Consider the following 23,383-nt stretch of genomic DNA (forward strand, 5'->3'; position numbering starts at 1 on the left):
AAAATAAGTTAGTTCAAACTAACGTGAATAAATTCACATTGACAGAAAGCGCATTCTTTGATAATATAATATACAGATGTTAAGAATATATATCTTGCATGTATGAAAGGAGAATTTAAGTATGCAAAGATTTACATTACCACGTGATTTATATCATGGGAAAGGAGCTTTAGAAGCTCTTAAGACTTTGAAAGGAAAGAAAGCAATCATTTGTGTTGGCGGCGGTTCAATGAAGCGTTTTGGTTTTTTAGATCGTGCTGAAGCATATCTGAAAGAAGCCGGAATGGAAGTCTTATTATTTGAAGGTATTGAATCAGATCCATCAGTAGATACTGTTATGAAAGGTGCAAAAGTTATGCTTGATTTTGAACCTGACTGGATTGTTGCGATTGGCGGCGGATCTCCAATTGATGCTGCTAAAGCGATGTGGATTAAATATGAATACCCGGAATGCACATTTGAAGATATGTGTAAAGTGTTTGGTATTCCTGAATTAAGAAAGAAAGCTCATTTCTGTGCTGTTTCTTCTACTAGCGGTACTGCTACTGAAGTGACTGCCTTCTCAATTATTACTGATTATACTAAAGGTATTAAATATCCGATTGCTGATTTTGAAATTACTCCGGATGTTGCGATTGTTGATCCTGAATTAGCTGAAACAATGCCGCAGAAATTGGTGGCTCATACCGGTATGGATGCTATGACACATGCGATTGAGGCATATGTCTCTACAGCAAATTGTAACTATACTGATCCTCTTGCTATATGGGCAATTAAAATGATTCAGAGAGATTTAGTAAATTCTTATAATGGCGACATGACTGCTAGAGATAATATGCATGATGCACAGTGCTTAGCCGGTCAGGCATTCTCTAATGCATTATTAGGTATTGTTCATTCAATGGCTCATAAGACTGGAGCTATTTTCCAGGATTATGGTGCACATATCATTCATGGTGCTGCCAATGCTATGTATTTGCCAAAAGTTATTGCTTTTAATGCTAAAGATCCAGTTGCTAAAAAACATTATGCATTTATTGCTGATGAAATGAAACTTGGCGGTACAACTGATGAAGAAAAGATTGCTAATTTAATTGCTTATTTAAGAGGCATGAATGATGCCTTAAATATTCCTCATTGTATTAAAAATTATGGTAAAGATTCATATCCAACAGAAAATGGATTTGTACCGGAAGAGGTATTCTTAGAAAGACTTCCGGAAATTGCTAAAAATGCAATTGCTGATGCTTGTACAGGATCTAATCCGCGTCAGCCTTCTCAGGAAGAAATGGAAAAATTATTAAAAGCCTGCTATTATGACTTAGAAGTAGACTTCTAAAATATATAGGTATAACCGACATATCACGGTTATACCTGTTTTTTTATTTTACTGAATATAGATTTGTGAGCAGTCCGGATATAGATGAAGGGTAATTTATAGAATAGATGGAGAAAAGAAAAAACAGTCATATATTAAAAAGATTCAGTATATAATCTGAATTCTTTTTATTCTAGTCGATATTATCAATCAACATCATATTTAGTTTTTTCCATTTTTTAAGATCTTTTGAGTCAATCATAAGCTTTTTAATAAAACTATCATTGATAATTTGCGGTGATAGGGCAACGAGACATTTAAAAGAACAGGGCTTATAGTCAGCACTTGAGATGCCACATAATAATCCTTCTGTATATTCTCTGCGTTCTAAAGGATTAAAAATATATAATAAGTCTTCTTCCAGAGGATTAAGCTGATTAATAAATGAAAAACGAATAAGAATATCGCTATATAATACATCACCCTGATAAAAGCTCTCACTTGTGCGACCGGTATCGGTTAGTGATGAAAGAAACAAAGTAGTCTGATACTGATCATATTCATTTTGAGCATCAAGAATATCAATAATGCCATCTTTTATTTTTCTTGAGCGTCCATCATAAAAATAAAAGTAAAGACGTTTTGTTTCATAGAAAGGACCATGACGATGAAAATGTTTAGGAGTGATAGTATGAGCATAGCTTTTTTCAAAATGATAATCAGTTAACTGATTAATATGAATATGAAGCTGTTTGCTAATATCATAAAGAGTTTCTACATCCAGAATAATATCACCATTTTCATATTTACTTACTGTTGAACGGCTTTTATGTATCCTTGATGCTAATTCTTCTAAAGTTAATCCCTGTACCTTACGATACATTTTTATTCTTTGTCCAATATGTTCTGTAATAGTATTCATATAATCTCCTGTTTCTTTAAAATAACAATATAGTTAATTCTTAGCTATATAAATAAATATTTAATTAAATATACTATAATATTCTACTATTAAGAAACTTTTCAAGTCAATATATTCTTTATACGAAACATATGAGATTTGCTTTATTTTTATATACTATTACAATGTGTTTTTGGAAAAGAGGCGTTTGTTTATGGAAAAAAAGAAATTATCAGGGTTTAGCGGGCAAATAGGTTTTGTATTAGCTGCTGCCGGCAGTGCTGTAGGAATAGGAAATTTATGGAGATTTCCTTATTTAGCTGCTAAAGATGGTGGTGGTTTATTTATTCTTATTTATCTTATTTTAGTATTAATATTTGGCTTTACTTTACTGATTACTGATATTGCGATTGGCCGAAAAACAGGGAAGAGTGCTATCTATGCTTATCAAAGTATATCCAGAAAGTGGAAGCCTTTAGGCATCCTGACATTTTTAGTTCCGGTGCTTATCATGTGTTATTATGCAGTTATTGGCGGCTGGGTCAGTAAATATATGACAATTTATTTAACCGGTGCTTCTGCAAAAGCAGCTGCTGATCATTATTTTACATCTTTTATTACATCATCTTATTCACCTGTATTTTTTGCAGTATTATTTATGCTTGTAACAGCATTGATTGTTTATTTTGGTGTACAGAATGGTATTGAAAAAGTTTCTAAGATGATGATGCCTTTGATGCTTTTTATTATTGTAGGAATTACTATTTATACAATGACTTTAAAACAAACAGAGGGTACTGTGACACGTACAGGCTTACAAGGATTAATGATTTATCTGACTCCTCAGTTTAAAGGATTGACTTTAGGACGATTTCTTCAGATTCTCTTAGATGCTATGAGTCAGCTGTTTTTCTCTTTAAGTGTTTCTATGGGAATTATGATAACTTATGGATCCTATGTAAATAAAGATGTTAATCTCTCTAAATCTGTCAGACAGATAGAGATTTTTGATACATCTATTGCTTTACTGGCAGGAGCTATGATTGTGCCGGCTATTTATGTTTTTTCCGGTTTAGCAGGTATGAATGCCGGTCCTGCATTGATGTTTGTTTCATTGCCTAAAGTCTTTTATGCAATGGGCTCAATAGGCTATCTTATTGGATTTGCATTCTTTTTTATGACTGCTTTAGCTACATTAACATCATGTATTTCTGTATTAGAATCTATTACAGCAAACTGTATGGAATTATTTCATATTTCAAGAAAGAAAATAACTATTATTTTAACATTTATTTATAGTCTCATATCAGCAATTGTTGTTTTGGGATATAGTATCTTTTATTTTAAATTACCTCTTCCTAATGGAACAACAGGACAAATCTTAGACTGTATTGATTATCTGAGTAACAGCTTTATGATGCCTTTTATCTCACTGTTATCGTGTATCTTAATTGGCTGGATAGTCGGTCCTCAATGGATAGCTGATGAGGTGGAAACTAATAATTATTATTTTTCCAGAAAGCGTATGTATTTCTTTGTGATTAAATATATTATGCCGGTTATAATGATGATTTTGTTTTTACAATCAACGGGTATATTGAATATTCTGGCATAAAAAAGAACTTCACAAGAAGTTCTGATTAATAAAATGGTGCGGTCGATGAGACTTGAACTCACACGGGAGTACTCCCACAGCCCCCTCAAAGCTGCGTGTCTACCATTCCACCACGACCGCATAAATAAAGGCACCTTAAAGGGTGCCTTTATTATAACAAACCTTTTTTTTACTGACAAGTTATTTCTGTAATAGGTCATAGAGTGCTTTAGCATAGATTGCAGTTGAAACAAGCAAATCATCTAATAAAATATGTTCATCATCCTGATGCATAGCATTATCTCTGCCCGGGAATTCACATCCAAATGCTACACAGTTAGGCATTTCTTTTGCATATGTGCCTCCACCAATAGCCTGTGGTCCATGGATATGATCACCTGTAAATTCTACATAAGAATTATGAAGCTTTTGGATTAATTCAGAATTTGGATCAACATATAATGAATCTGTATAATCATATTCTAAATTCATTCCTTTTGTTTTTTCTTTTAATATAGGAACAAGGATCTCTTTTGTAAGTTCGTGAGGCATTCTCATGTCTACCGAAAATTCAAAAACATTATCTTTGTAGTCAATAAGAGCAAGATTAGAAGTTAATACTCCCATTGCACCTTCCCATTTTTTACCCAATAGTTTTTCACCATGAACATCATTATAGAAATGAGCATCAATATATTTTACTAAATCATTATCAATATGCTGATTTAAGAAATGAGCCATTAGACTGATAGAATTAATACCGGCTTCCGGAAGAGAAGCATGAGCACTCTTTCCTTTTAAAACATATTTAAAGTTTTTTTCATCTAAAGCGGTAGCTTCACCTTGTATATGATTCTCATTAATAAATGCAAAGAATGCATCTGTAAGGTCTTTTTTTACATGAACTGTAGCTTCTCCGGGAACGATATTAATTACAGTACCGCCTGAAAAACTAATAAGATCATTGTTTTCAGCTTTTCCTTTAGCACTAAAGCGACAGATAGCTTTTTCTCCATAAACAACAGGGAAGTCAGCATCCGGAGTAAAGCCCATAACAGGATAAGGTCTATGCTTAAAGTAATAATCAACACAGGCACTGCCGTTTTCTTCATTACATCCAAAAATAATGCGAATCTTATATTTCTTATCAAAATCCATTTGATTCACTATTTTTGCAGCATAATAAGCAGCTAACAGGGGACCTTTGTCATCAGCAACGCCACGTCCATACAAATACTCGCCATCTAGTGTACAGTCATACTGAGGATGTTTCCATCCCGTAGGATTGGCAGGGACGACATCAAGATGTCCAAGTATACCAAAAGCTTCTTCACCTTCACCGATATCAATATGACCCGCATATCCATCACAGTCATCGGTTATAAAGCCATCTCTTTGACCAAAAGATAACATTTGATCTAATGCTTTACGGCATTCTCTGCCAAAAGGCTGATTTTTACTGGCAGTAGACATATCCATAACTGAAGGAATTAAACATAATGTTTTAAGATCTCTTAGCATATCATCTTTAATTTTTAATACTTCTTTGTTAAAATCCATTTTATTTTTCACCTCTGTAAAAGATTATAACATTTTTAAGAATTATTACATCACTTATGATAGAAAAAATGTTACTATAGTAAAGGAGGCTTAGTTATGGATAAAAAGACAATACAATTTCATATTACTGTTAAGGGAATTGTTATTTATCGTGGTAAAACACTTATTATGAAAAGAGTAAGACCATCATCTGATGGTCTTGGTTATTGGGAGCTTCCCGGTGGCGGATTAGAATATGGAGAAACACCGCATGAAGCATTAATTCGAGAATTAAAAGAAGAGACAGGACTTGATATTAAAATACTCAAGCCTGTTTATACTTTTACAAAAATCAGAAAGAACTATCAGACAGTAGGTATAGGTTTTTTATGTATTCCTGTAAATAATCATGTTGTCATCAGTGAAGAGCATACAGAATATAGATTTGTAGATGAAGAAGAACTAAGACAGATGCTAAATAAGGAAATATATGAAGATATTAAAGAGGCTATCAGTGAATATAATCATTTGGTAGAATATCATCAGTTAAGGAAAATGAATAATGAATGAGTTGATTATTGAAAAGACTGCTAAAAAGCTGAATTGTTCCGGTAAGCAGGTTCTATCTGTATTAGGTTTGTTAGAACAGGGGAGTACAGTTCCTTTCATTGCCCGTTATCGTAAAGAGATGACTCAAGGATTGGATGAGGATGCTATTAGAGAAATACAGAAAGAATATGAATATGGACTTAAGCTTTTTGAAAGAAAAAATGATATTATCAGATTAATAGATGAGAAAGGCTTACTTAGTAATGAATTAAAAGCATCTATTTTAGCTTGTACAAGCTTAAGTGAGGCTGAAGACTATTATCGTCCTTATAAAGAAAAGAGAAAAACAAGAGCTGTTATTGCGATGAATAATGGACTTAAACCATTAGCTGCTTATATTTTTTCTTGTCCATCAAAAGGCGATTTAAATAAGTTAGCTCAAGATTATATTAATGATGATGTTATAAACATTGAAGAAGTATTACAGGGAGCAAGTGATATCATTGCTGAAAAAATAAGTGATGAAGCAAAATATCGCAAATACACAAAAGATATGATCATGAAATATGGCTTTATAAGAACTAAGAAAAAGAAACAGGTAGAAGATGAGAATGAAATCTATCAAATGTATTATGATTATATAGAACGTTTAAGAAATTTACCGGCTCACCGTATACTAGCTATTAATCGTGGAGAAAAAGAAAAAATATTAAGTGTTTCAATAGAAATTGATAAAGAAAAGTATTATCAGTATATTTATTATGGGGTTTCAAGAAATAAACAGACAGCATTCAGGGCATTTCTTGAAAGATCAGTAAAGGATGGCTTTGATAGACTGATTCTGCCGGCAGCTGAAAGGGAAATAAGAAATGAATTAACGCAATCAGCAGAGAAAGCATCTTTAAAGATATTCAGTACGAATCTTGAACATCTGTTGATGCAGCCACCATTAAAAAATAAATATGTACTAGGTCTTGATCCGGGCTTTAGAACAGGCTGTAAGTTGGCGGCTGTTGATCCAACCGGTAAAGTCCTTGACATTGATAAAGTTTTTATATCTCTTCCTAAAGTCCGCCATGATCAGGATGAAAAAACTTTGCTGAGGATGATTTATGATTATCATATAGAAGTTATTGCGATTGGCAATGGAACTGCTTCTAGAGAATCAGAGCGTTTTATAGCTTCTTTTATTAATAAATATCATCTTGATATTCAGTATGTAATTGTTTCAGAAGCGGGTGCCAGTGTTTATAGTGCTTCCACACTTGCTAAAAAAGAGTTTCCGAACTACCAGACAGAAGAGCGTTCAGCAGTTTCTATTGCCAGAAGATTACAGGATCCTTTAGCTGAGCTTGTTAAGATTGATCCTAAGTCTATTTCTGTTGGACAGTATCAGCATGATATGAATCAGAAAGAATTATCTGAACAGCTTGATTATGTTGTATTGAAAGCTGTTAATCAGATAGGTGTTAATATTAATACTGCATCAGCTTCACTGATGCAGTATGTATCGGGCTTTTCACAATCTATTGCGTGGAATATTGTCAGTTATAGAGAAGAGCATGGTCCATTTAAAAATCGTAAAGAGATTCTTAATGTAAGTAAGGTTGGTCCTAAAACATATGAACAATCTGTGGGCTTTTTAAGAATTATGAATGGTTCAGATGTTTTAGATGAAACAGCTATTCATCCTGATAATTATCAGGATGCTGATAAATTATTGAATTATTTGAATCTTTCAAGAGCTTATATTGGTACAGAAAAAATGATAGAAGCATTAAAGTATGTTAATAAAGATAAGATAAAAGAAGAACTTCATTTTTCACACTATTTAATTAATGATCTGATAAATGCTTTTATGGCTCCTCATAGAACACCAAGAGACAATTATCCTGCACCGGTATTAAAGAGTGATATTTTGACTATTGATGATCTTTCTCAAGGAATGAAAATGCAAGGGACTGTTAGAAATGTAGTTGATTTTGGAGCCTTTGTGGATATTGGCTTACATGAGGATGGACTGATTCATATTTCTAAGATGGCTAAACATAAAATCAGGCATCCTTTAGATATTGTGAATGTTGGTGATATTATAGATGTTTATATTTATGAGATTGATAAAAAAAGAAAGAGAGTCGCTCTTTCTTTGGTAGAAGGATGATATCCTTCTTTTTTATTTGAGATGTGAAATATTAATATAGAATGGTATGCCATCCTTATAAGTTACATTGACTTCACCTTGGATTAATGGATAGAGATAGTCGTAAAGTTCAGGAGTAATATCATTGTGTTTTTTATTTATCCATTCAATAGGGATTCTTTGTTCTTTATTAGCAATATCAACAACATTCTTATATTCAGTTTCAATAAGATAAGGATGATTAGAAAGACGTTTGAAGCACATCATAATACCTGTATGGTTTTCACTCGCATTGACGGCATTTACTCCGATCCGGAATGATTCTTCAATATCTGTTTTTGAAGCATTATGCATGGCACATCTTTGTAAAACATTAAGTTCAATAGATCTTACTTTACATTGAAATTCTTTAAAGACTATGGTTTCTAATACTTTGCCTGTACCGGAATGAAGAATATGACCAAAGGCATCTTTTTTTACATATTTTGAGTCTTGATCTAAATAGTCCCCATCGGCATTTTTAATACCCTCACTGACAGCAATAATAACTGATCTTTTTCTTTTAAAGACTTCTCTAATGTCATTTAAGAAGTTTTCTTTGATAAAAGGAACTTCAGGAAGATAAATAAGATCAGGTGCTTCATTAAAGCTGCTTCTGGCAAGAGCACTGGCAGCAGTCAGCCAGCCGGCATTTCTACCCATGATTTCAACAATAGTAACAGAGTCTAGATTATAGATAGAGCTGTCATAGGCTATTTCCAGCATGGAGCTGGCTACATATTTAGCAGCACTGCCAAATCCCGGTGTATGATCGGTTCCCATCAAATCATTATCAATAGTTTTTGGAATACCGACAAAATGTATATCAGAATGAGTTATTTTGGCATACTCAGATAATTTTGCAACAGTATCCATTGAATCATTTCCTCCAATATAGTAGAAGTCAGTAATATTGAGTTCTTCAAATTTATGAAAGAGTAATTCATATTGTTTTTTATCCTGATTAATATCTTTTAATTTATAGCGGCAGCTTCCCAGATACATAGCCGGAGATTCTTTTAAGGTATTCAGAAGTTCCGGAGACTGGAAAATAAGGTTTAAATCAGTATAGCGATTTTCAATAAGACCCTTAATTCCATTAATCATTCCATAGATATGTTTAAACCCTAAATCCTGTGCTCTTGATATGACACCCGCTAAAGATGCATTTATAGCTACGGTAGGACCTCCCGATTGCCCAATAATACAGTTTTTTTCGTTCATAGTACTCTCCTTATCAATGCATTTTTATTTTATCATTATCATTATGAAAAGAGAAGAGGCTGTTAGAAAATAGTTTTTGAATAGTAACTGTTTTTTGTTTGATATAGTAATTTAAAGTAGAATTATCAATGTGTTAAGTGTATAATATGGATAGGAGGTTATATAAGAATATGTCAAAGAAATATTTGTCTATGGATGGCAATACAGCTGCTGCTCATGTAGCCTATGCATTTAGTGAAGTAGCTGCTATCTATCCTATTACACCATCTTCTCCAATGGCAGAACACGCAGAAGAATGGGCTTCCCAAGGAAGAGAAAATATTTTTGGTTCATCTGTCAATGTTATTGAGATGCAGTCAGAAGCAGGAGCTGCGGGAGCTGTTCACGGGGCTTTGCAAGGTGGTGCACTTGCAACAACTTTTACAGCTTCACAAGGTTTATTACTAATGATTCCTAATCTTTACAAAATCCAGGGAGAATTATTGCCGGGAGTATTTCATGTGGCTGCAAGAGCACTTGCAACGTCATCATTAAATATTTTTGGTGATCATCAGGATGTTTATGCATGTCGTCAAACAGGTGTGGTTATGATATGCTCACATTCAGTACAGGAAGTTATGGATTTAGGAGGTATTGCTCATTTAGCAGCAATTAAGGCTTCTGTTCCGGTTATGCACTTTTTTGATGGTTTTAGAACTTCTCATGAAATTCAGAAAGTAGAAGTTATGGACTATGAAACTTTAGCTTCATTAGTAGATAAAGAAGCATTAAAGAAGTTTAAGTCAAGAGCTTTAAATCCTCATCTGAATTCTGTTACACGTGGAAGTGCCACTAATGATGATGTTTATTTCCAGTCTAGAGAAGCACAGAATGCACATTATGCCAATGTTGCTGATGTTGTTGCTGATTATATGAAGAAGATTTCTGAAATTACAGGAAGAGATTATGCACCATTTAATTATTATGGAGCGGAAGATGCAGAACGTGTAATTATTGCTATGGGATCTGTGACTCAGGCGGTTGAAGAAGTTGTGGATACTTTAAATGAACAGGGTAAAAAAACCGGTTTAATTAAAGTTCATTTATATCGTCCATTCTCTGCTAAATATTTATTATCGGTATTACCGGATACAGTAAAGAATATTGCTGTTTTAGATCGTACTAAGGAAATGGGATCTACCGGTGAACCATTATATCTTGATGTTGTTGAAACATTAAAAGATACTGATATTAAGGTTATTGGCGGACGTTATGGTATGGGTTCTAAAGATACTACTGCCAAAGCTGTGAAAGCTGTCTTTGATAATTTAGCTAAGGATAAGCCACAGCATCCGTTTACGATCGGTATTGTTGATGATGTGACTCATTTATCATTAGAAGAGGATAAGAGTTTTAAAGTCAAGACTGATGCAACTCAGTGTCTGTTTTATGGTCTGGGTTCTGATGGAACAGTTTCTGCTAATAAGTCTTCTATTAAGATTATTGGTGATAATACAGATTTATATTGTCAGGCTTACTTTGCTTATGATTCTAAGAAAGCAGGCGGAGCAACGCGTTCTAATTTAAGATTCGGTCCTACACCAATTCGTTCTACTTACTATATTAATCGAGCTGATTTCATTTCTTGCTCATTAGATAATTACGTGTTTAAATATGATATGCTTCGTAATTTAAAAGATGGCGGTATTTTCTTATTGAATACTGAATTTACTAAAGATGAAGTTGCGAACTATTTACCAAATAGAGTTAAAAAGCAGTTGGCTGAAAAACATGCTAAGTTCTATATTATTAATGCAAATAAGATTGCTGAAGAATGTCATATGGGAAGACATACTAATACTATTCTTCAGTCTGCTTTCTTTGCATTAAATACAAATATTCTGCCATTAGAAGAGTCTATTACCAAGATGAAAGAAATGGCTAAGAAATCATATAGCTCTAAGGGTGATGCAATTGTTGAGGCTAACTATAAGGCTATTGATGCAGGTAAAGATCAGGTTGTTGAAGTACCGGTTGATCAGGCATGGGCTGATTTGACAGTAAATACAACACATAAACTTACCGGTGATGATTATTTTGATAATTACGTTGCCCCAATTAATGCTTTAGAAGGTAATGATTTACCTACATCTGCTTTCTTAGATAAGCTTGATGGAACAATGCAAAATGGTATAGCTATTAAGGAAAAGAGAGCTATTGCGATTAATGTTCCTAAATGGAATAAAGACAACTGTATTCAATGTAATCAGTGTGTAATGGTATGTCCTCATGCCACTATCCGTGCTTTCTTATTGACTGATGAAGAAATTAAGAATGCTCCTGAAGATATCAGTAATGACGTCTTAAAGCCTATGGGTAAAGATGTTGATGGCTTATCATTTAGAATTCAAATTTCTCCTGATAACTGTGTCGGATGTTCATTATGTGCCGGGGTCTGTCCAGGCAAGAAGGGTGAAAAAGCTCTTGTAATGACTCCGGTTAAAGAAGAATTAGTACATTCTGATCTTTCTGAATATATATTCAATAATGTTGAATATCGAGATGATAAGTATCCAACTACTATGGTAAAAGGTGTTGGCTTTATGAAACCTTATTTTGAAGCTTCCGGAGCTTGTGCGGGATGTGGAGAAACTCCATATTATCGTTTGGCTTCACAGTTGTTTGGTGAAGATATGAGAATTGCGAATGCAACCGGTTGCTCATCTATTTATGCCGGTTCTTGTCCATCTACACCTATGACATTCAATAAGGAAGGACATGGTCCGGCATGGGCTAATTCTTTATTTGAAGATAATGCTGAATTTGGTTTTGGTATGAAACTTGCTGAAAATTATAAATCTAAGAGAATTTTAGAAGTTATTGATAACAATAAAGATGATGTTGAGCCTGAACTTGCTGAAGTGCTTGATAAATATGCTTCTATCAAGGGTCAGAGGGCACAGGAGAAAGAATTATATGATGATTTAGTGAGACTGCTTGAAGCTTCTTCTAATCAGCCTATTAAAGAACTTCTAGATATGAAAGCTGATTTAGTAACTAAGTCTCAGTGGATTGTCGGTGGTGACGGATGGGCTTATGATATTGGTTATGGCGGATTAGATCATGTTTTAGCTAATGATCAGAATGTCAATATTCTTGTTTTAGATACTGAGGTTTACTCTAATACAGGCGGTCAATCATCTAAATCTTCTCAGGCTGCTTCTATTGCCAAGTTTACTGCCAGTGGTAAGAAGGTAGCTAAGAAGGATCTTGCTCAGATTGCAATGGCTTATGGTCATGTTTATGTTGCTCAGATTGCTTTAGGTTCTAATCCGATGCAGGCTATCAAAGCTTTAAGAGAAGCTGAATCTTATGATGGACCATCATTGATTATTGCTTATTCACCATGTAATGAACATCATATCAAAGGTGGATTAGCAAACTCCAGCAGACAGGAAAAACTTGCTGTTGAATGTGGCTATTTCAACTTATTAAGATTTGATCCAAGACTTGCAGAAGAAGGCAAGAATCCATTAACTATTGATTCTAAAGCACCTAATTTTGATAAGTTTAAAGATTTCTTAATGACTGAAAACAGATTCTCTCAACTGGTTAAGGTTAATCCGGAGCATGCTGATGCTTTATTTGATAAGTGTATCATTGATGCCAAACGTCGTAGAGCAAGAGCTGAATCTATGGTTAGAGAATATAGTATTTCTGAATAATACTAAAAAGATAGTATCAAATAATGATACTATCTTTTTTCATACATTAATTTTTTAAGACAGAATTTTATGTGCGATTTCATCTAGATCAGTTTCTTTGCTGCGATCTGTAAAATTAATTGAGATACTGTCAGATTCATTAAATCTAGGAATAATATGAATATGAAAATGAGGAACTGTCTGTCCGGCAGCCTCATTAGCATTTGTTAGAATATGACATCCTTTAGCACCTGTCTTTTTAACAATCTTGTTTGCCAGATCTTTAGCTACAATAATCATATGAGAAAGTGTAGCATTCTCTGTTTCTAAAACATTTTTAAAATGCTTTTTAGGAATTAGAAGAGTATGACCGTCAGTAGTCTGAGAAAGATCTAAAAAAGCAAGACAGATATCATCTTCATAAATAATTTTACCGGGAATCTCTTTGTTTACAATCTTACAGAAAATACAATTGTCCATATCAATACCTCCAATCTTATTTTACATCAAAGAACTTATATTAGCTAGAAAAAAGACTAAAGCTGATAACTTTAGTCTACAAAATCTTTATTAAGTTCTTTGATTGCTTTTTTGAGTTTTTTATCATAGACAGTAAATTTATATTTCTTTAGATAATAAGCTTCAATATCCTTTTTAACATCTTCATTAGATCCTAGTGACTGAATAATACTGCTTTTATTTGATGTTTTATCAGTATTGTAAATATATACAATTGCATAACTTCCTGTTGAAAGCTTAACAGCATCTTTATAGATACCGTTCTTAGTGATCTTAGAAAATGTTTCTGCTTTCTTGATGATATTAGCATCAATTGTTGTTGTGCTTGAAACTTTGGAAACCAATCCATAATCTTTATAAGTTCCGGAATTTTCTTTAGCAAGCTGATTAAAAGCTTTTGAATCAGTTGCTTTTTTGATTGCATTTACTGCTTGTGATTCTTTAGAATAAGTAATGACTTTTAAGTAAGAAACTTGATATTTATCAATTATTTTCTTAAAGTTATCATCTAGGTACTTTGCTTCCATTAAATCAAGCTTAGCACTGGGAATAATAACCTTTTCTTCTAGCTCTTTTACATCAGAATATCCTTGAGCAGTTGCATAGGCTTTTAATGAGCCATAATTAGACTTATATTTGTTTTCTAATTCTTCGGTTTTTTCATTAATCTTTTTGGTATCAGTAATTTCTTTAGAAGCAATTTTATTGTAAGCATCTGTTAAGATCTGATTAGATCCATAGTTATCAAGAAGGTATTCATAATATCCCTGTTTTGTAATGGTAACATCACCGGTAATAACTTCTTTTGATCCTCCGGTTACTTTACTTGTATATTTGTCACCATTATTATTTGAATAAATAAGATAACCTGTCATTCCTCCGATGATTAATACAATCACAAGTACTATTGCACCAATTGTTTTCTTTGAAAGCTCTAACGGCTTTTTCTCCACTTCAACCTTGTGAACCTTCCTAAAGGAAGAAGTTTCTACTTGTTTTTCTTTATCAGACATAATGTTTATTTCCTTTCTTCCTTACGTTTATTAAGATTCTTTGTAATTGTTTCCTCAATTGCAGCCTTAATAGTGTTATCCTTATAATTAATCTTATAAGTCTTAAAAGCTAAATAAACCATATAATTATCATAGGTAATTAAAGGTGAATTAATATCAACGGTTTTTAATTCTTTTTTAATATCTTCTTTTTTTGTAGAATCACAATGAAGAAGATAAAATCCTCCCTTGCCGGTAATAACACTGCTGGTTTTTCCTTCTGTTAAAGTGAAGGCAGCATCATAGACTGCAGAACCATAAGTATCACTTAGGCTACTTACCTTCTTATCGACAATACCTAAATTACCTTTAGCATTCTTAGTAGTATCTGCACTATATCCTTTTGCAACATCAGCAAAACTTTTTCCTGCTGCTAAAAGATCCTGAACTTCTTTGAGATTCGCTTTTTCGATTTTGGTAGGATTGCTTGTATTCATTGCAGATACTTTAATAATAGATAATTTACGAGGAGAAGCATAGTTATAATAATCCTCAACAACTTCATCGAAGTGATCCTTAACATATTTTTTCATCAGTTCAGCATACTGATAAGAATAAATGACTTTTTTTCTATAATCATCAATGCTCTTATATCCGGCTGATTTTAAATCACTATTAAGCTTTTTCTCATAATCATCACCTTTCTGTGACTTATAAGAAGCCTTAATGTTTTCTACCATATCAGCAGCATTTTTTTTCATAGCATTAGTAGCGGGATATTTTTTACTGATTAATGTATCTAAAACATAAGAAAATAAGGCTGTTTTTCCGCTTGATGTATTGCTTAAAGTAGAATATATACTATCAGCAAATATATTACCTTGGCTTGTGGATGCGACTACAGATTTGCCTCCAGCTGTCTTGCCGGCCTGACATCCACTCAAAAATAAGAGACCTGCAAGAGTGAGGCCTGTTAATTTTTTTGTGTTCATAAGTTCCTCCTTAAACATATAACCTTAATTATACACATAATTCATTGTTTTTCAATGTTTGAAATAAAAACACAAATTCTCACATGAATTGAGAATATTATCATTATATTTGAAGAAAGAGATGATTAATATTATAATACAGGTCGAGGTGAACAAAGAATATGTCAATATTAAAAATAGAGAATCTTCATGTTTCAGCAGGAAACAAGGAGATTTTAAAAGGTATTACAATTACGGTAAATAAAGGAGAGACTCATGCTTTAATGGGTCCTAATGGCAATGGGAAATCTACTTTATTATCTACTATTATGGGGCATCCATCATATACAGTTACTGAAGGGACAATAACTTTAGATGGCCAGGATCTTTTATCTATGTCTACTGATGAAAGAGCAAGAGCCGGTCTTTTTTTAGCAATGCAGTATCCTCAGGAGATTCCCGGTGTAACTAATAGTGATTTTCTTCGTACAGCCATGAATGCTAAAAGAGAAACACCAATCAGACTCTATGACTTTAAGAAAGAGATGGACGAGGCTATTGAAGAATTGAAAATGAATGAAGATCTTGCTCATCGTTATTTAAATGAGGGTTTTTCCGGAGGAGAAAAGAAGCGTAATGAAATTCTTCAGATGAAGCTATTAAATCCGCAGATAGCTTTATTAGATGAAATAGATTCCGGTTTGGATATTGATGCTTTGACTATTGTTTCTGATACAGTTAATAAAATGAAAAAAGAAAGTTCTTTAGGATTACTTATTGTTTCACATTATGAAAGATTATATCTGCAGATTCATCCAACTCATGTTCATATCCTTGTTGATGGAAGAATTGTTGAAGAGGGTGGTTTTGAACTTGTTGAAAAGATCAATAAAGAAGGCTATAAATGGCTTATGCCGGAAGAAACAAATGATGATCTTTATGATTCAATTTTTGGATTTGGTGGCAATCATGGAAAATAATTCAGTTTATACTAACTATATTGTCTTTTCAAATGGTGAAGTTATTGATGAGAGTCTTCCTGGAGCTATTAGAAGAAAGGGAAACAGTCTGTATTTTTCAGGTTATCAGAAAACTGATTGTCATGTCTTTTTAAATGCTGATCATATTGAAACTGATATTAATTATTACTTTGCTCCTTCAACTCAGGTAAATCTTGTTGAAACAAGATTATTAAACAATAATGCTGTCCTCAATAGAAAACTGGTGATTGGTGAGAATGCTCAAATTAATATATTTAATGAGAATCATTCTGATGATCAGTCACTTATCAATTTTAATGATTATGGAGAAACTGCTGCTAATGCTTCTGTACAGATAGGTTATGCTGAACTATCCGATGCTTCTATTAGGGGAAATGCTGAATATTCTATGAATGGAGAAAATGCTCAAATACGTTTACGTATGGCTGCTTTAAGCGATAGTAATGAAGAAAAGTATTATCGTATTAACTTAATTTCTAATGCACCCGGCACTATTGGGATTATGGATAATTATGGAGTCAGTAAAGATTCCGGAAAGATGACTATAGATGGTATTGGAACAATTAAAAAGGGAATGCATAAGAGTGAATCTCATCAGACTAATAAGATTATCGTATTTGATAAAGATGCATATGCTTCTGCTAATCCTTATTTATTAATTGATGATTATGATGTAGCGGCATCTCATGCGGCCGGTGTAGGAAAAATGGATGCTTCACATCTCTATTATTTAGAATCACGCGGTCTTTCAAAAAGACAGGCAATGCAGCTGATTACTTATGGCTATCTTAAGCCTGTTGTTGATATTGTCGATAATGAAATGATTAAGTCTCGTTTTGAGCATAGTCTTTCTAAGGTAGGTGCTTAGAATGTTTGATGTTAAGCAGATACGAAATGATTTTCCAATGTTTAAAAATCATATTCAGATGCATGGACATGATCTTGTTTACTTAGATAATAATGCAACAACATTAAAGCCTCAATGTGTTATTGATGCGGTGAGCGAATATTATTCTTCTTATAGTGTAAATGCCGAAAGAGGAGATTATGATTTAAGTCATGATGTAGATGTGCATTTAGAAGAGGCTAGAGATAATATTAAGCATTTTATTAATGCTGAGTATAAGGAAGAAATTGTTTTTACTTCAGGAACTACTGATGGACTTAATATGATTGCTTATGGCTGGGGAGAGGTTTATTTAAAGAAGGACGATGAAATACTACTCTCATTAGCTGAACATGCTTCTAATACTTTACCTTGGTTTGATATAGCTAAGAAAACAGGAGCTAAAATCAGGTATATTCCATTGGATAATGGAATGATTACTATGAATAATGTAAAAAAATCAGTTAATAGTCATACCAAAATTATTTCATTAGCTTTAGTTACAAATGTATTAGGATATTATCTTCCTATTAAAGAGATATGTAGGTATGCTCACAGCCATGGAATTCTTGTTGTTGGGGATGGAGCACAGTCTGTCCCTCATAGTAAGACGGATGTGAGAGATATGGATATTGATTTTTTAGCTTTTTCAGGACATAAGATGCTGGGTCCGACCGGGATCGGTGTCCTTTATGGTAAAAGGGGATTGCTAGAAAAACTTAAGCCTTATCGTTACGGAGGAGGCAGTAATGCCCGCTATAACTCATATGGTGAACTCTCATTAAAAGAGGTTCCTTATCGTTTTGAATCAGGAACGCTTCATATAGCAGGAGCAATAGGTCTTGGGGCAGCTGTGCGTTATCTTGAAGGGCTGGGCATGAATCATATTGCTGATTATGAAAAAAAATTAAGAGATTATGCGATTAATAAGCTTGAAGGTTTAAATAATGTAGACATTTATAATAAAGATGCCGGTGGTGCTATTGCTATGAATATTAAGAATGTCTTTTCACAGGATGCCGCTTCTCTTTTTAATACTTATGGGATAGCTGTAAGAGCAGGGGATCACTGTGCAAAGATTCTTAAAGAATATTTACAAGTGAATTCTACGGTTCGGGTCTCTTTTTATTTATATAATACCTATGATGATATTGATAAGTTCATTGATATATGTAAGAAAGGAGATGATTTTTTAGATGCGTTCTTTGGATAATCCTCTGTTTTTAAGAGAAATTATAATGGATCACTATTCGAATCCTAGAAATCATCAATTAACCGGTGATAATAATTATTTAAAAATAAATATGAATTCTTCTACATGTATTGATAATATTGATGTAGAAGCTAAATTTGATGGAGACTTCATTTCAGATATTAGATTTGATGGAGAAGCATGTGCTATTTCAACAGCTTCTACATCAATAATGACTGAAATGTTAAAAGGTCTTACTAAAAAAGAGGCCAAGGCTATCATCAATAATTATATGAAGATGATAGAGGGAGAGTCTTATGATGAGAGTCTGTTACAGGAAGCGGTGGCTTTTAAGAATACTTATAAACAGGCAAATCGTATTAAATGTGCAACAATTGGCTGGAACGCTATTGAGAAGCTGATTGAAGAAAGTGAGGAATGTGATGGATAAAGATTTTGAAATTCCGCAAACTTCTATAGACAGTGATTTCAAGGATGAAGATCTTTCTTTGTTTAAGACCCCAAAAGGATTAAATGACGAGATAGTCAGAGAAATATCTCGGATCAAAGGCGAGCCGGAATGGATGCTTCAATATCGCTTAGATGCATTACAGGAGTTTTTAAGAAAACCTATGCCTACATGGGGAGTAGATCTGTCTTTTATGAATTTTGATGAATATACATACTATAGCCGCTCTATAGATGGTGTCAGAAATAATTGGGAAGATGTTCCTGAAACAATTAAAAATACCTTTAATAGATTAGGAATACCTGAAGCTGAACAGAAGTTTTTATCAGGAGTAAGTGCTCAATATGAATCTGAGACTGTATATCATAATATGCTGGAAGAAGTAAAAGAAAAAGGAGTTATCTTTTTAGATATAGATACAGGACTAAAAGAACATCCTGATATCTTTAAAAAGTATTTTGATACTGTTATCCCATATCGTGATAATAAGTTTTCTGCTTTAAATGGTGCGGTATGGTCAGGAGGCTCTTTTATATATGTACCGCCCGGAGTTAAGCTGGATAAACCGTTACAGGCTTATTTCCGTATCAATTCCGCTGGTATGGCACAGTTTGAAAGAACTTTAATTATTGTTGATGAAGGTGCTGATATTCATTATGTTGAGGGATGTACGGCACCATCTTATTCACAGGATTCATTACATGCGGGTGTAGTAGAAATTATTGTTGGTAAGAATGCACATTGCCGCTATACAACTATTCAGAACTGGTCACGTAATGTTTTAAATCTTGTTACTCAACGTGCACTTGTTCATGAAGGCGGCTTTATGGAGTGGGTTGATGGAAATATCGGTTCTCGTATTACAATGAAGTATCCTAGCTGTATTTTAGCCGGAGAATATGCTAGAGGTAATGTTATTACAATTGCTGTTGCTGATGAACATCAGGAAATAGATTCAGGTGCTAAAATGATTCATTTAGCTCCTCATACATCATCACAGATTGTTTCTAAATCTATTTCTAAAAATGGCGGAAAATCTAATTTTAGAGATATTGTCAGACATGGTAAAAAGGCTGTTAATGCAAAAAGTAATATTGAGTGTGATACTTTAATCCTAGATGATATTTCTGCTAGTGATACAATTCCTATTAATATTGTCTCTAATAATGATTCATCAATAGAACATGAAGCTACAGTTTCAAAAGTTTCAGAAGAACAACTGTTTTATTTAATGAGCAGGGGATTAACTAAGGAAGAAGCAACAGAAATGATTGTTATGGGATTTATTGAACCCTTTTCTCGTGAATTGCCAATGGAGTATGCTGTTGAACTTAATCAGCTGATTAAGTTTGATATGGGAGATAAGGCAATTGGATAAAATACAATTACGCAGACAAATGATTCAATTAAGATATCAGATGAGTGATTCACAATTTAATGATTATAACTCTTTAATTATAAGTCATCTGGAAAATATGGATGCTTTTAAAAAAGCTTCCCATATTGCTATTTATATGAGTTATAAAAATGAAGCAGATACAAGAAATATTATCAGTAAGTACTTGGATATTAAGAACTTTTATATTCCAAGAGTTGAACATAATGATCTTCATTTTTATCCTATTCAATCTTTAAATGATGTTCATAAAGGATATTTTGGGATTGATGAACCAAATTCAGATCAGGAAATATCTAAAGAAGATTTAGATTTTATGATTGTGCCTCTTCTTTTATTTGATAAGAATCATTATCGAATAGGATATGGCAAAGGATTTTATGATTGCTATTTAAAATCTGTTCACTGTTTGAAGATTGGTCTTGCCTATTCATATCAGGAGATTGAAAATACTTTACCTCATGATTCTGATATTAAACTTGATGGTATTATTACAGAGAACGGTCTTTTATGATCGTTTTCTTTTCTTTTTCTTGTCATATTGTAAGGTATTATGATATAATGCACGCATATTATGAGGTGTGAAAATGAGGGAAGAAATCGTTCGTTCTATAATAAATGAAACAGATCTTAGGGAGCAGTTAATTCTTTTAAAAAATACACTTAAAGAAGATGAACAGTTAACTGATTCGCGTTTGTTTGATAAATTAAAATTTTTTTTAGAATCCGGTGATTCTAAAATAAGAAAAAATGCTGCTTTAGTATTGGGACATTATCATAGATATAATATAAAAGAATTGCTTTTAAATAGTTACTATCATGAAACAACTGAGTATGTTAAGGAAGCTTATCTAAAAGCTCTTGCCAGACAGGATTGTAAATCAATTACTGATGAATTAAGACAGATTAGAAGTAATCTTCTAACTGATTGTGTTACTGATTCTAAGCATATTGATGCTCAGCTTAAGATATTGAATCCATTAATTCTTTCCTATATCACTCATAAAAAGAAAAGTATCAGACTCTTACATAAAGGGGTCGATGTTATTTTAACATCTTTACCATTTTATCAATTTACTTTATTTGAATATGTATTGAATCTTAAATATAAGCCTGTGGCACAAGGTGTTTTAGTGCGCACGAATTCTTTATATGACTTATTGCCTATTCGTAATTATAATGAACTGATTATTCCAATTAAAAACTGTTCAGCAATGGATATAAATGATAAGTATATTAGTGATTGTTTTCAAAATAGTAATCTTTTAGAACTATTGAATATTCTTTTTGATACTGAGGAAGCTTTTTATTATAAGCTTACTGATCAGTTAAAGATAAAGAATCCGGCTCTTATTTCAAAGTTAGTCAGTCATTTCAATAAATCTTATTCCAAAAGACTCTTGAATGTAACAAGTAATTATGAAATAGAGATTCTTTTAAGAGAATTAAGACCACATAAAGTAAATGCTTATCTTAAAATCACTTCTTTGGATAATCCGCGTTTTGATTATCGTAAAGAGATTATTTCTAATTCTATGCAACCTTATGTTGCTAATACATTATTACAGCTAGCTAAGCCTTATATGGATGTTTATGCCAAAGTTCTAGATCCTTTCTGTGGCAGTGGTATTACATTGATAGAAAGATGTCTTTTAAAGCCTGTTTCTTTTACTATAGGTATTGATATTTATGCTAAAGGGCTGGAGGCTGCTAAACGTAATACAAGAGCAGCTAATTTAGATATTAATTATGTTAATAAGGATTGTTTAAGATTTGTAAATAATGAGATGTTTGATGAAATTATCACCGATATGCCTACATATGCACAAATGAAAGATAAGAAAGCATTAGAATATCTTTATGATAATTTCTTTAAACGTATTCCTAAGTTGGTAAGAAGTGATGGATATGTTTTTATTTATACAAGTGAAATTAGTTTAATTGAGAAGAATCTTAGATTAAATAAAGGATATCTTTCTCTAATAGAACATTATGATGTACCTAGAGGAAAAAATTTATTTTACTTTTTTATTCTACAAGTAAGATAAAGTATAGGCTTTATCTTTTTTATGATATTGTTTGATTAATAGTTAGTCTTATGTTACTCTATAAATTAGAAATAGGAGGATATCATATGATGAAATTAGTCTTAGTAAGGCATGGTGAAAGCGAATGGAATAAGCTTAATTTATTTACCGGATGGACTGATGTTGATTTAAGTGATAAAGGACATCAGGAAGCTGCTAATGCCGGCAAATTATTAAAAGAAGAAGGATATGATTTTGATGTAGCGTATACTTCATATTTAAAAAGAGCTATTCATACTTTAAATCATGTTTTAGATGAATTAGACAGAAACTGGATTCCGGTTAATAAATCATGGAAATTAAATGAAAGACATTATGGTGGACTTCAGGGATTGAATAAGGCTGAAACAGCAGAAAAATATGGTGATGAACAAGTTAAGATCTGGAGACGTTCGTTTGATGTAAAACCACCTGAATTAGATGAAAATGATGAGAGAAGTGCTAAGAAACAAGATATGTATAGGAATGTAGATCCTGCACTCTTACCTGATAATGAATCTTTAGCTACTACGATTGAGAGAGTAGTACCTTATTTTAATGAGACAATCAAAAAAGATATGTTAGAAGGTAAACGTGTTATTATTGCAGCTCATGGAAACTCATTACGTGCACTGGTAAAATATTTTGATCATATTTCTGATGAAGATATCATTAATGTCAATATTCCTACAGGTTCTCCTCTGGTTTATGAATTTGATGATAATTTTAATGCAATCAAACATTATTATTTAGGAGATCAGGAAGCTTTAAAAGCTAAAATGGAAGCTGTTGCAAATCAAGGTAAAGCTAAATAATTATATTGAGGATAAATAATGAAAGTTATTTATCCTTTTTATAATCAGAAAATATTCATTAAGTATATGTGATATACTGCTATTATGAA

19 protein-coding genes and 1 tRNA gene are annotated in these 23,383 nt (G+C 32.7%); 13 read left to right on the forward strand and 7 right to left on the reverse strand.

The genetic code is table 11. The annotated features are described in order from the left end of the window. Positions 1 to 121 precede the first annotated feature (121 nt). On the forward strand, positions 122 to 1,339 hold the full coding sequence (locus tag HMPREF9943_RS03565; protein WP_004802103.1) for an iron-containing alcohol dehydrogenase: 1,218 nt from the start codon (positions 122 to 124) through the stop codon (positions 1,337 to 1,339). A gap of 172 nt (positions 1,340 to 1,511) precedes the next feature. Here HMPREF9943_RS03565 and HMPREF9943_RS03570 read toward each other — a convergent pair whose 3' ends face one another. Continuing rightward, the gene (locus HMPREF9943_RS03570; RefSeq protein ID WP_004802104.1) at positions 1,512 to 2,240 is read right to left on the reverse strand and encodes a helix-turn-helix domain-containing protein; all 729 of its coding nucleotides are present in this window, start codon (positions 2,238 to 2,240) and stop codon (positions 1,512 to 1,514) included. Between the two features lie 193 nt (positions 2,241 to 2,433). Between HMPREF9943_RS03570 and HMPREF9943_RS03575 the strand changes: the two genes are divergently transcribed. Continuing rightward, positions 2,434 to 3,834, forward strand: a complete 1,401-nt coding sequence (locus HMPREF9943_RS03575; protein ID WP_004802105.1) for a sodium-dependent transporter — start codon at positions 2,434 to 2,436, stop codon at positions 3,832 to 3,834. Between the two features lie 34 nt (positions 3,835 to 3,868). Here HMPREF9943_RS03575 and HMPREF9943_RS03580 read toward each other — a convergent pair. Further along, a tRNA-Leu gene (locus tag HMPREF9943_RS03580) sits at positions 3,869 to 3,954 on the reverse strand. A gap of 60 nt (positions 3,955 to 4,014) precedes the next feature. Then, positions 4,015 to 5,373: a dipeptidase PepV gene (gene pepV / locus HMPREF9943_RS03585; RefSeq protein ID WP_004802106.1), complete on the reverse strand. Its 1,359-nt coding sequence runs from the start codon at positions 5,371 to 5,373 to the stop codon at positions 4,015 to 4,017. Between the two features lie 96 nt (positions 5,374 to 5,469). Between pepV and HMPREF9943_RS03590 the strand changes: the two genes are divergently transcribed. After that, positions 5,470 to 5,922: an NUDIX hydrolase gene (locus HMPREF9943_RS03590; protein WP_004802107.1), complete on the forward strand. Its 453-nt coding sequence runs from the start codon at positions 5,470 to 5,472 to the stop codon at positions 5,920 to 5,922. Then, the gene (locus tag HMPREF9943_RS03595) at positions 5,915 to 8,062 is read left to right on the forward strand and encodes a Tex family protein (protein ID WP_004802108.1); all 2,148 of its coding nucleotides are present in this window, start codon (positions 5,915 to 5,917) and stop codon (positions 8,060 to 8,062) included. Before HMPREF9943_RS03590 ends, HMPREF9943_RS03595 begins: the two co-directional genes overlap by 8 nt. A gap of 12 nt (positions 8,063 to 8,074) precedes the next feature. Here HMPREF9943_RS03595 and HMPREF9943_RS03600 read toward each other — a convergent pair whose 3' ends face one another. Next, a complete protein-coding gene (locus HMPREF9943_RS03600; RefSeq protein ID WP_004802109.1) occupies positions 8,075 to 9,304 on the reverse strand; it encodes a 6-phosphofructokinase in 1,230 nt (409 codons plus the stop codon). A 170-nt stretch (positions 9,305 to 9,474) separates the two neighbouring features. Between HMPREF9943_RS03600 and nifJ the strand changes: the two genes are divergently transcribed. Further along, entirely contained in the window at positions 9,475 to 13,008 is a 3,534-nt protein-coding gene (nifJ, locus tag HMPREF9943_RS03605; RefSeq protein ID WP_004802110.1) for a pyruvate:ferredoxin (flavodoxin) oxidoreductase, read from the forward strand. A 54-nt stretch (positions 13,009 to 13,062) separates the two neighbouring features. On the opposite strand, the gene HMPREF9943_RS03610 is transcribed toward nifJ, so the two are convergent. The 3 genes from HMPREF9943_RS03610 to HMPREF9943_RS03620 all read right to left on the reverse strand — a co-directional run bounded on the left by HMPREF9943_RS03610 (position 13,063) and on the right by HMPREF9943_RS03620 (position 15,490). Further along, complete coding sequence (locus HMPREF9943_RS03610; RefSeq protein ID WP_004802111.1) at positions 13,063 to 13,467, reverse strand: HIT family protein; 405 nt, start codon at positions 13,465 to 13,467, stop codon at positions 13,063 to 13,065. Between the two features lie 71 nt (positions 13,468 to 13,538). Continuing rightward, positions 13,539 to 14,519, reverse strand: coding sequence for a peptidylprolyl isomerase PrsA (locus HMPREF9943_RS03615; protein WP_004802113.1), 981 nt, complete (start codon positions 14,517 to 14,519; stop codon positions 13,539 to 13,541). A gap of 5 nt (positions 14,520 to 14,524) precedes the next feature. Further along, positions 14,525 to 15,490, reverse strand: a complete 966-nt coding sequence (locus tag HMPREF9943_RS03620; RefSeq protein WP_004802114.1) for a peptidylprolyl isomerase — start codon at positions 15,488 to 15,490, stop codon at positions 14,525 to 14,527. A 161-nt stretch (positions 15,491 to 15,651) separates the two neighbouring features. Between HMPREF9943_RS03620 and sufC the strand changes: the two genes are divergently transcribed. From sufC to gpmA, 8 genes are all read left to right on the forward strand, one after another. Beyond that, positions 15,652 to 16,449 (forward strand): Fe-S cluster assembly ATPase SufC, encoded by a 798-nt coding sequence (gene sufC, locus HMPREF9943_RS03625; RefSeq protein ID WP_004802115.1) that lies wholly within the window; start codon positions 15,652 to 15,654, stop codon positions 16,447 to 16,449. Then, positions 16,439 to 17,338 (forward strand): SufB/SufD family protein, encoded by a 900-nt coding sequence (locus HMPREF9943_RS03630; RefSeq protein ID WP_004802116.1) that lies wholly within the window; start codon positions 16,439 to 16,441, stop codon positions 17,336 to 17,338. The genes sufC and HMPREF9943_RS03630 overlap by 11 nt, the downstream gene beginning before the upstream one ends. Before the next feature lies 1 nt (position 17,339). Next, on the forward strand, positions 17,340 to 18,569 hold the full coding sequence (locus tag HMPREF9943_RS03635) for an aminotransferase class V-fold PLP-dependent enzyme (RefSeq protein ID WP_004802117.1): 1,230 nt from the start codon (positions 17,340 to 17,342) through the stop codon (positions 18,567 to 18,569). Further along, positions 18,553 to 18,999, forward strand: a complete 447-nt coding sequence (gene sufU / locus HMPREF9943_RS03640) for a Fe-S cluster assembly sulfur transfer protein SufU (RefSeq protein ID WP_004802118.1) — start codon at positions 18,553 to 18,555, stop codon at positions 18,997 to 18,999. The genes HMPREF9943_RS03635 and sufU overlap by 17 nt, the downstream gene beginning before the upstream one ends. Further along, positions 18,992 to 20,395, forward strand: a complete 1,404-nt coding sequence (sufB, locus tag HMPREF9943_RS03645; protein ID WP_004802119.1) for a Fe-S cluster assembly protein SufB — start codon at positions 18,992 to 18,994, stop codon at positions 20,393 to 20,395. Before sufU ends, sufB begins: the two co-directional genes overlap by 8 nt. After that, entirely contained in the window at positions 20,388 to 20,927 is a 540-nt protein-coding gene (locus HMPREF9943_RS03650) for a 5-formyltetrahydrofolate cyclo-ligase (RefSeq protein WP_004802120.1), read from the forward strand. The genes sufB and HMPREF9943_RS03650 overlap by 8 nt, the downstream gene beginning before the upstream one ends. 73 nt (positions 20,928 to 21,000) lie before the next feature. Further along, positions 21,001 to 22,461, forward strand: coding sequence for a TRM11 family SAM-dependent methyltransferase (locus HMPREF9943_RS03655; protein WP_004802121.1), 1,461 nt, complete (start codon positions 21,001 to 21,003; stop codon positions 22,459 to 22,461). Positions 22,462 to 22,550: 89 nt separating this feature from the next. Continuing rightward, entirely contained in the window at positions 22,551 to 23,294 is a 744-nt protein-coding gene (gene gpmA, locus HMPREF9943_RS03660) for a 2,3-diphosphoglycerate-dependent phosphoglycerate mutase (RefSeq protein WP_040402633.1), read from the forward strand. The last annotated feature ends 89 nt before the right edge of the window (positions 23,295 to 23,383 follow it).

It is taken from the genome of Eggerthia catenaformis OT 569 = DSM 20559, from assembly GCF_000340375.1.
GTDB lineage: Bacteria > Bacillota_I > Bacilli_A > Erysipelotrichales > Coprobacillaceae > Eggerthia > Eggerthia catenaformis.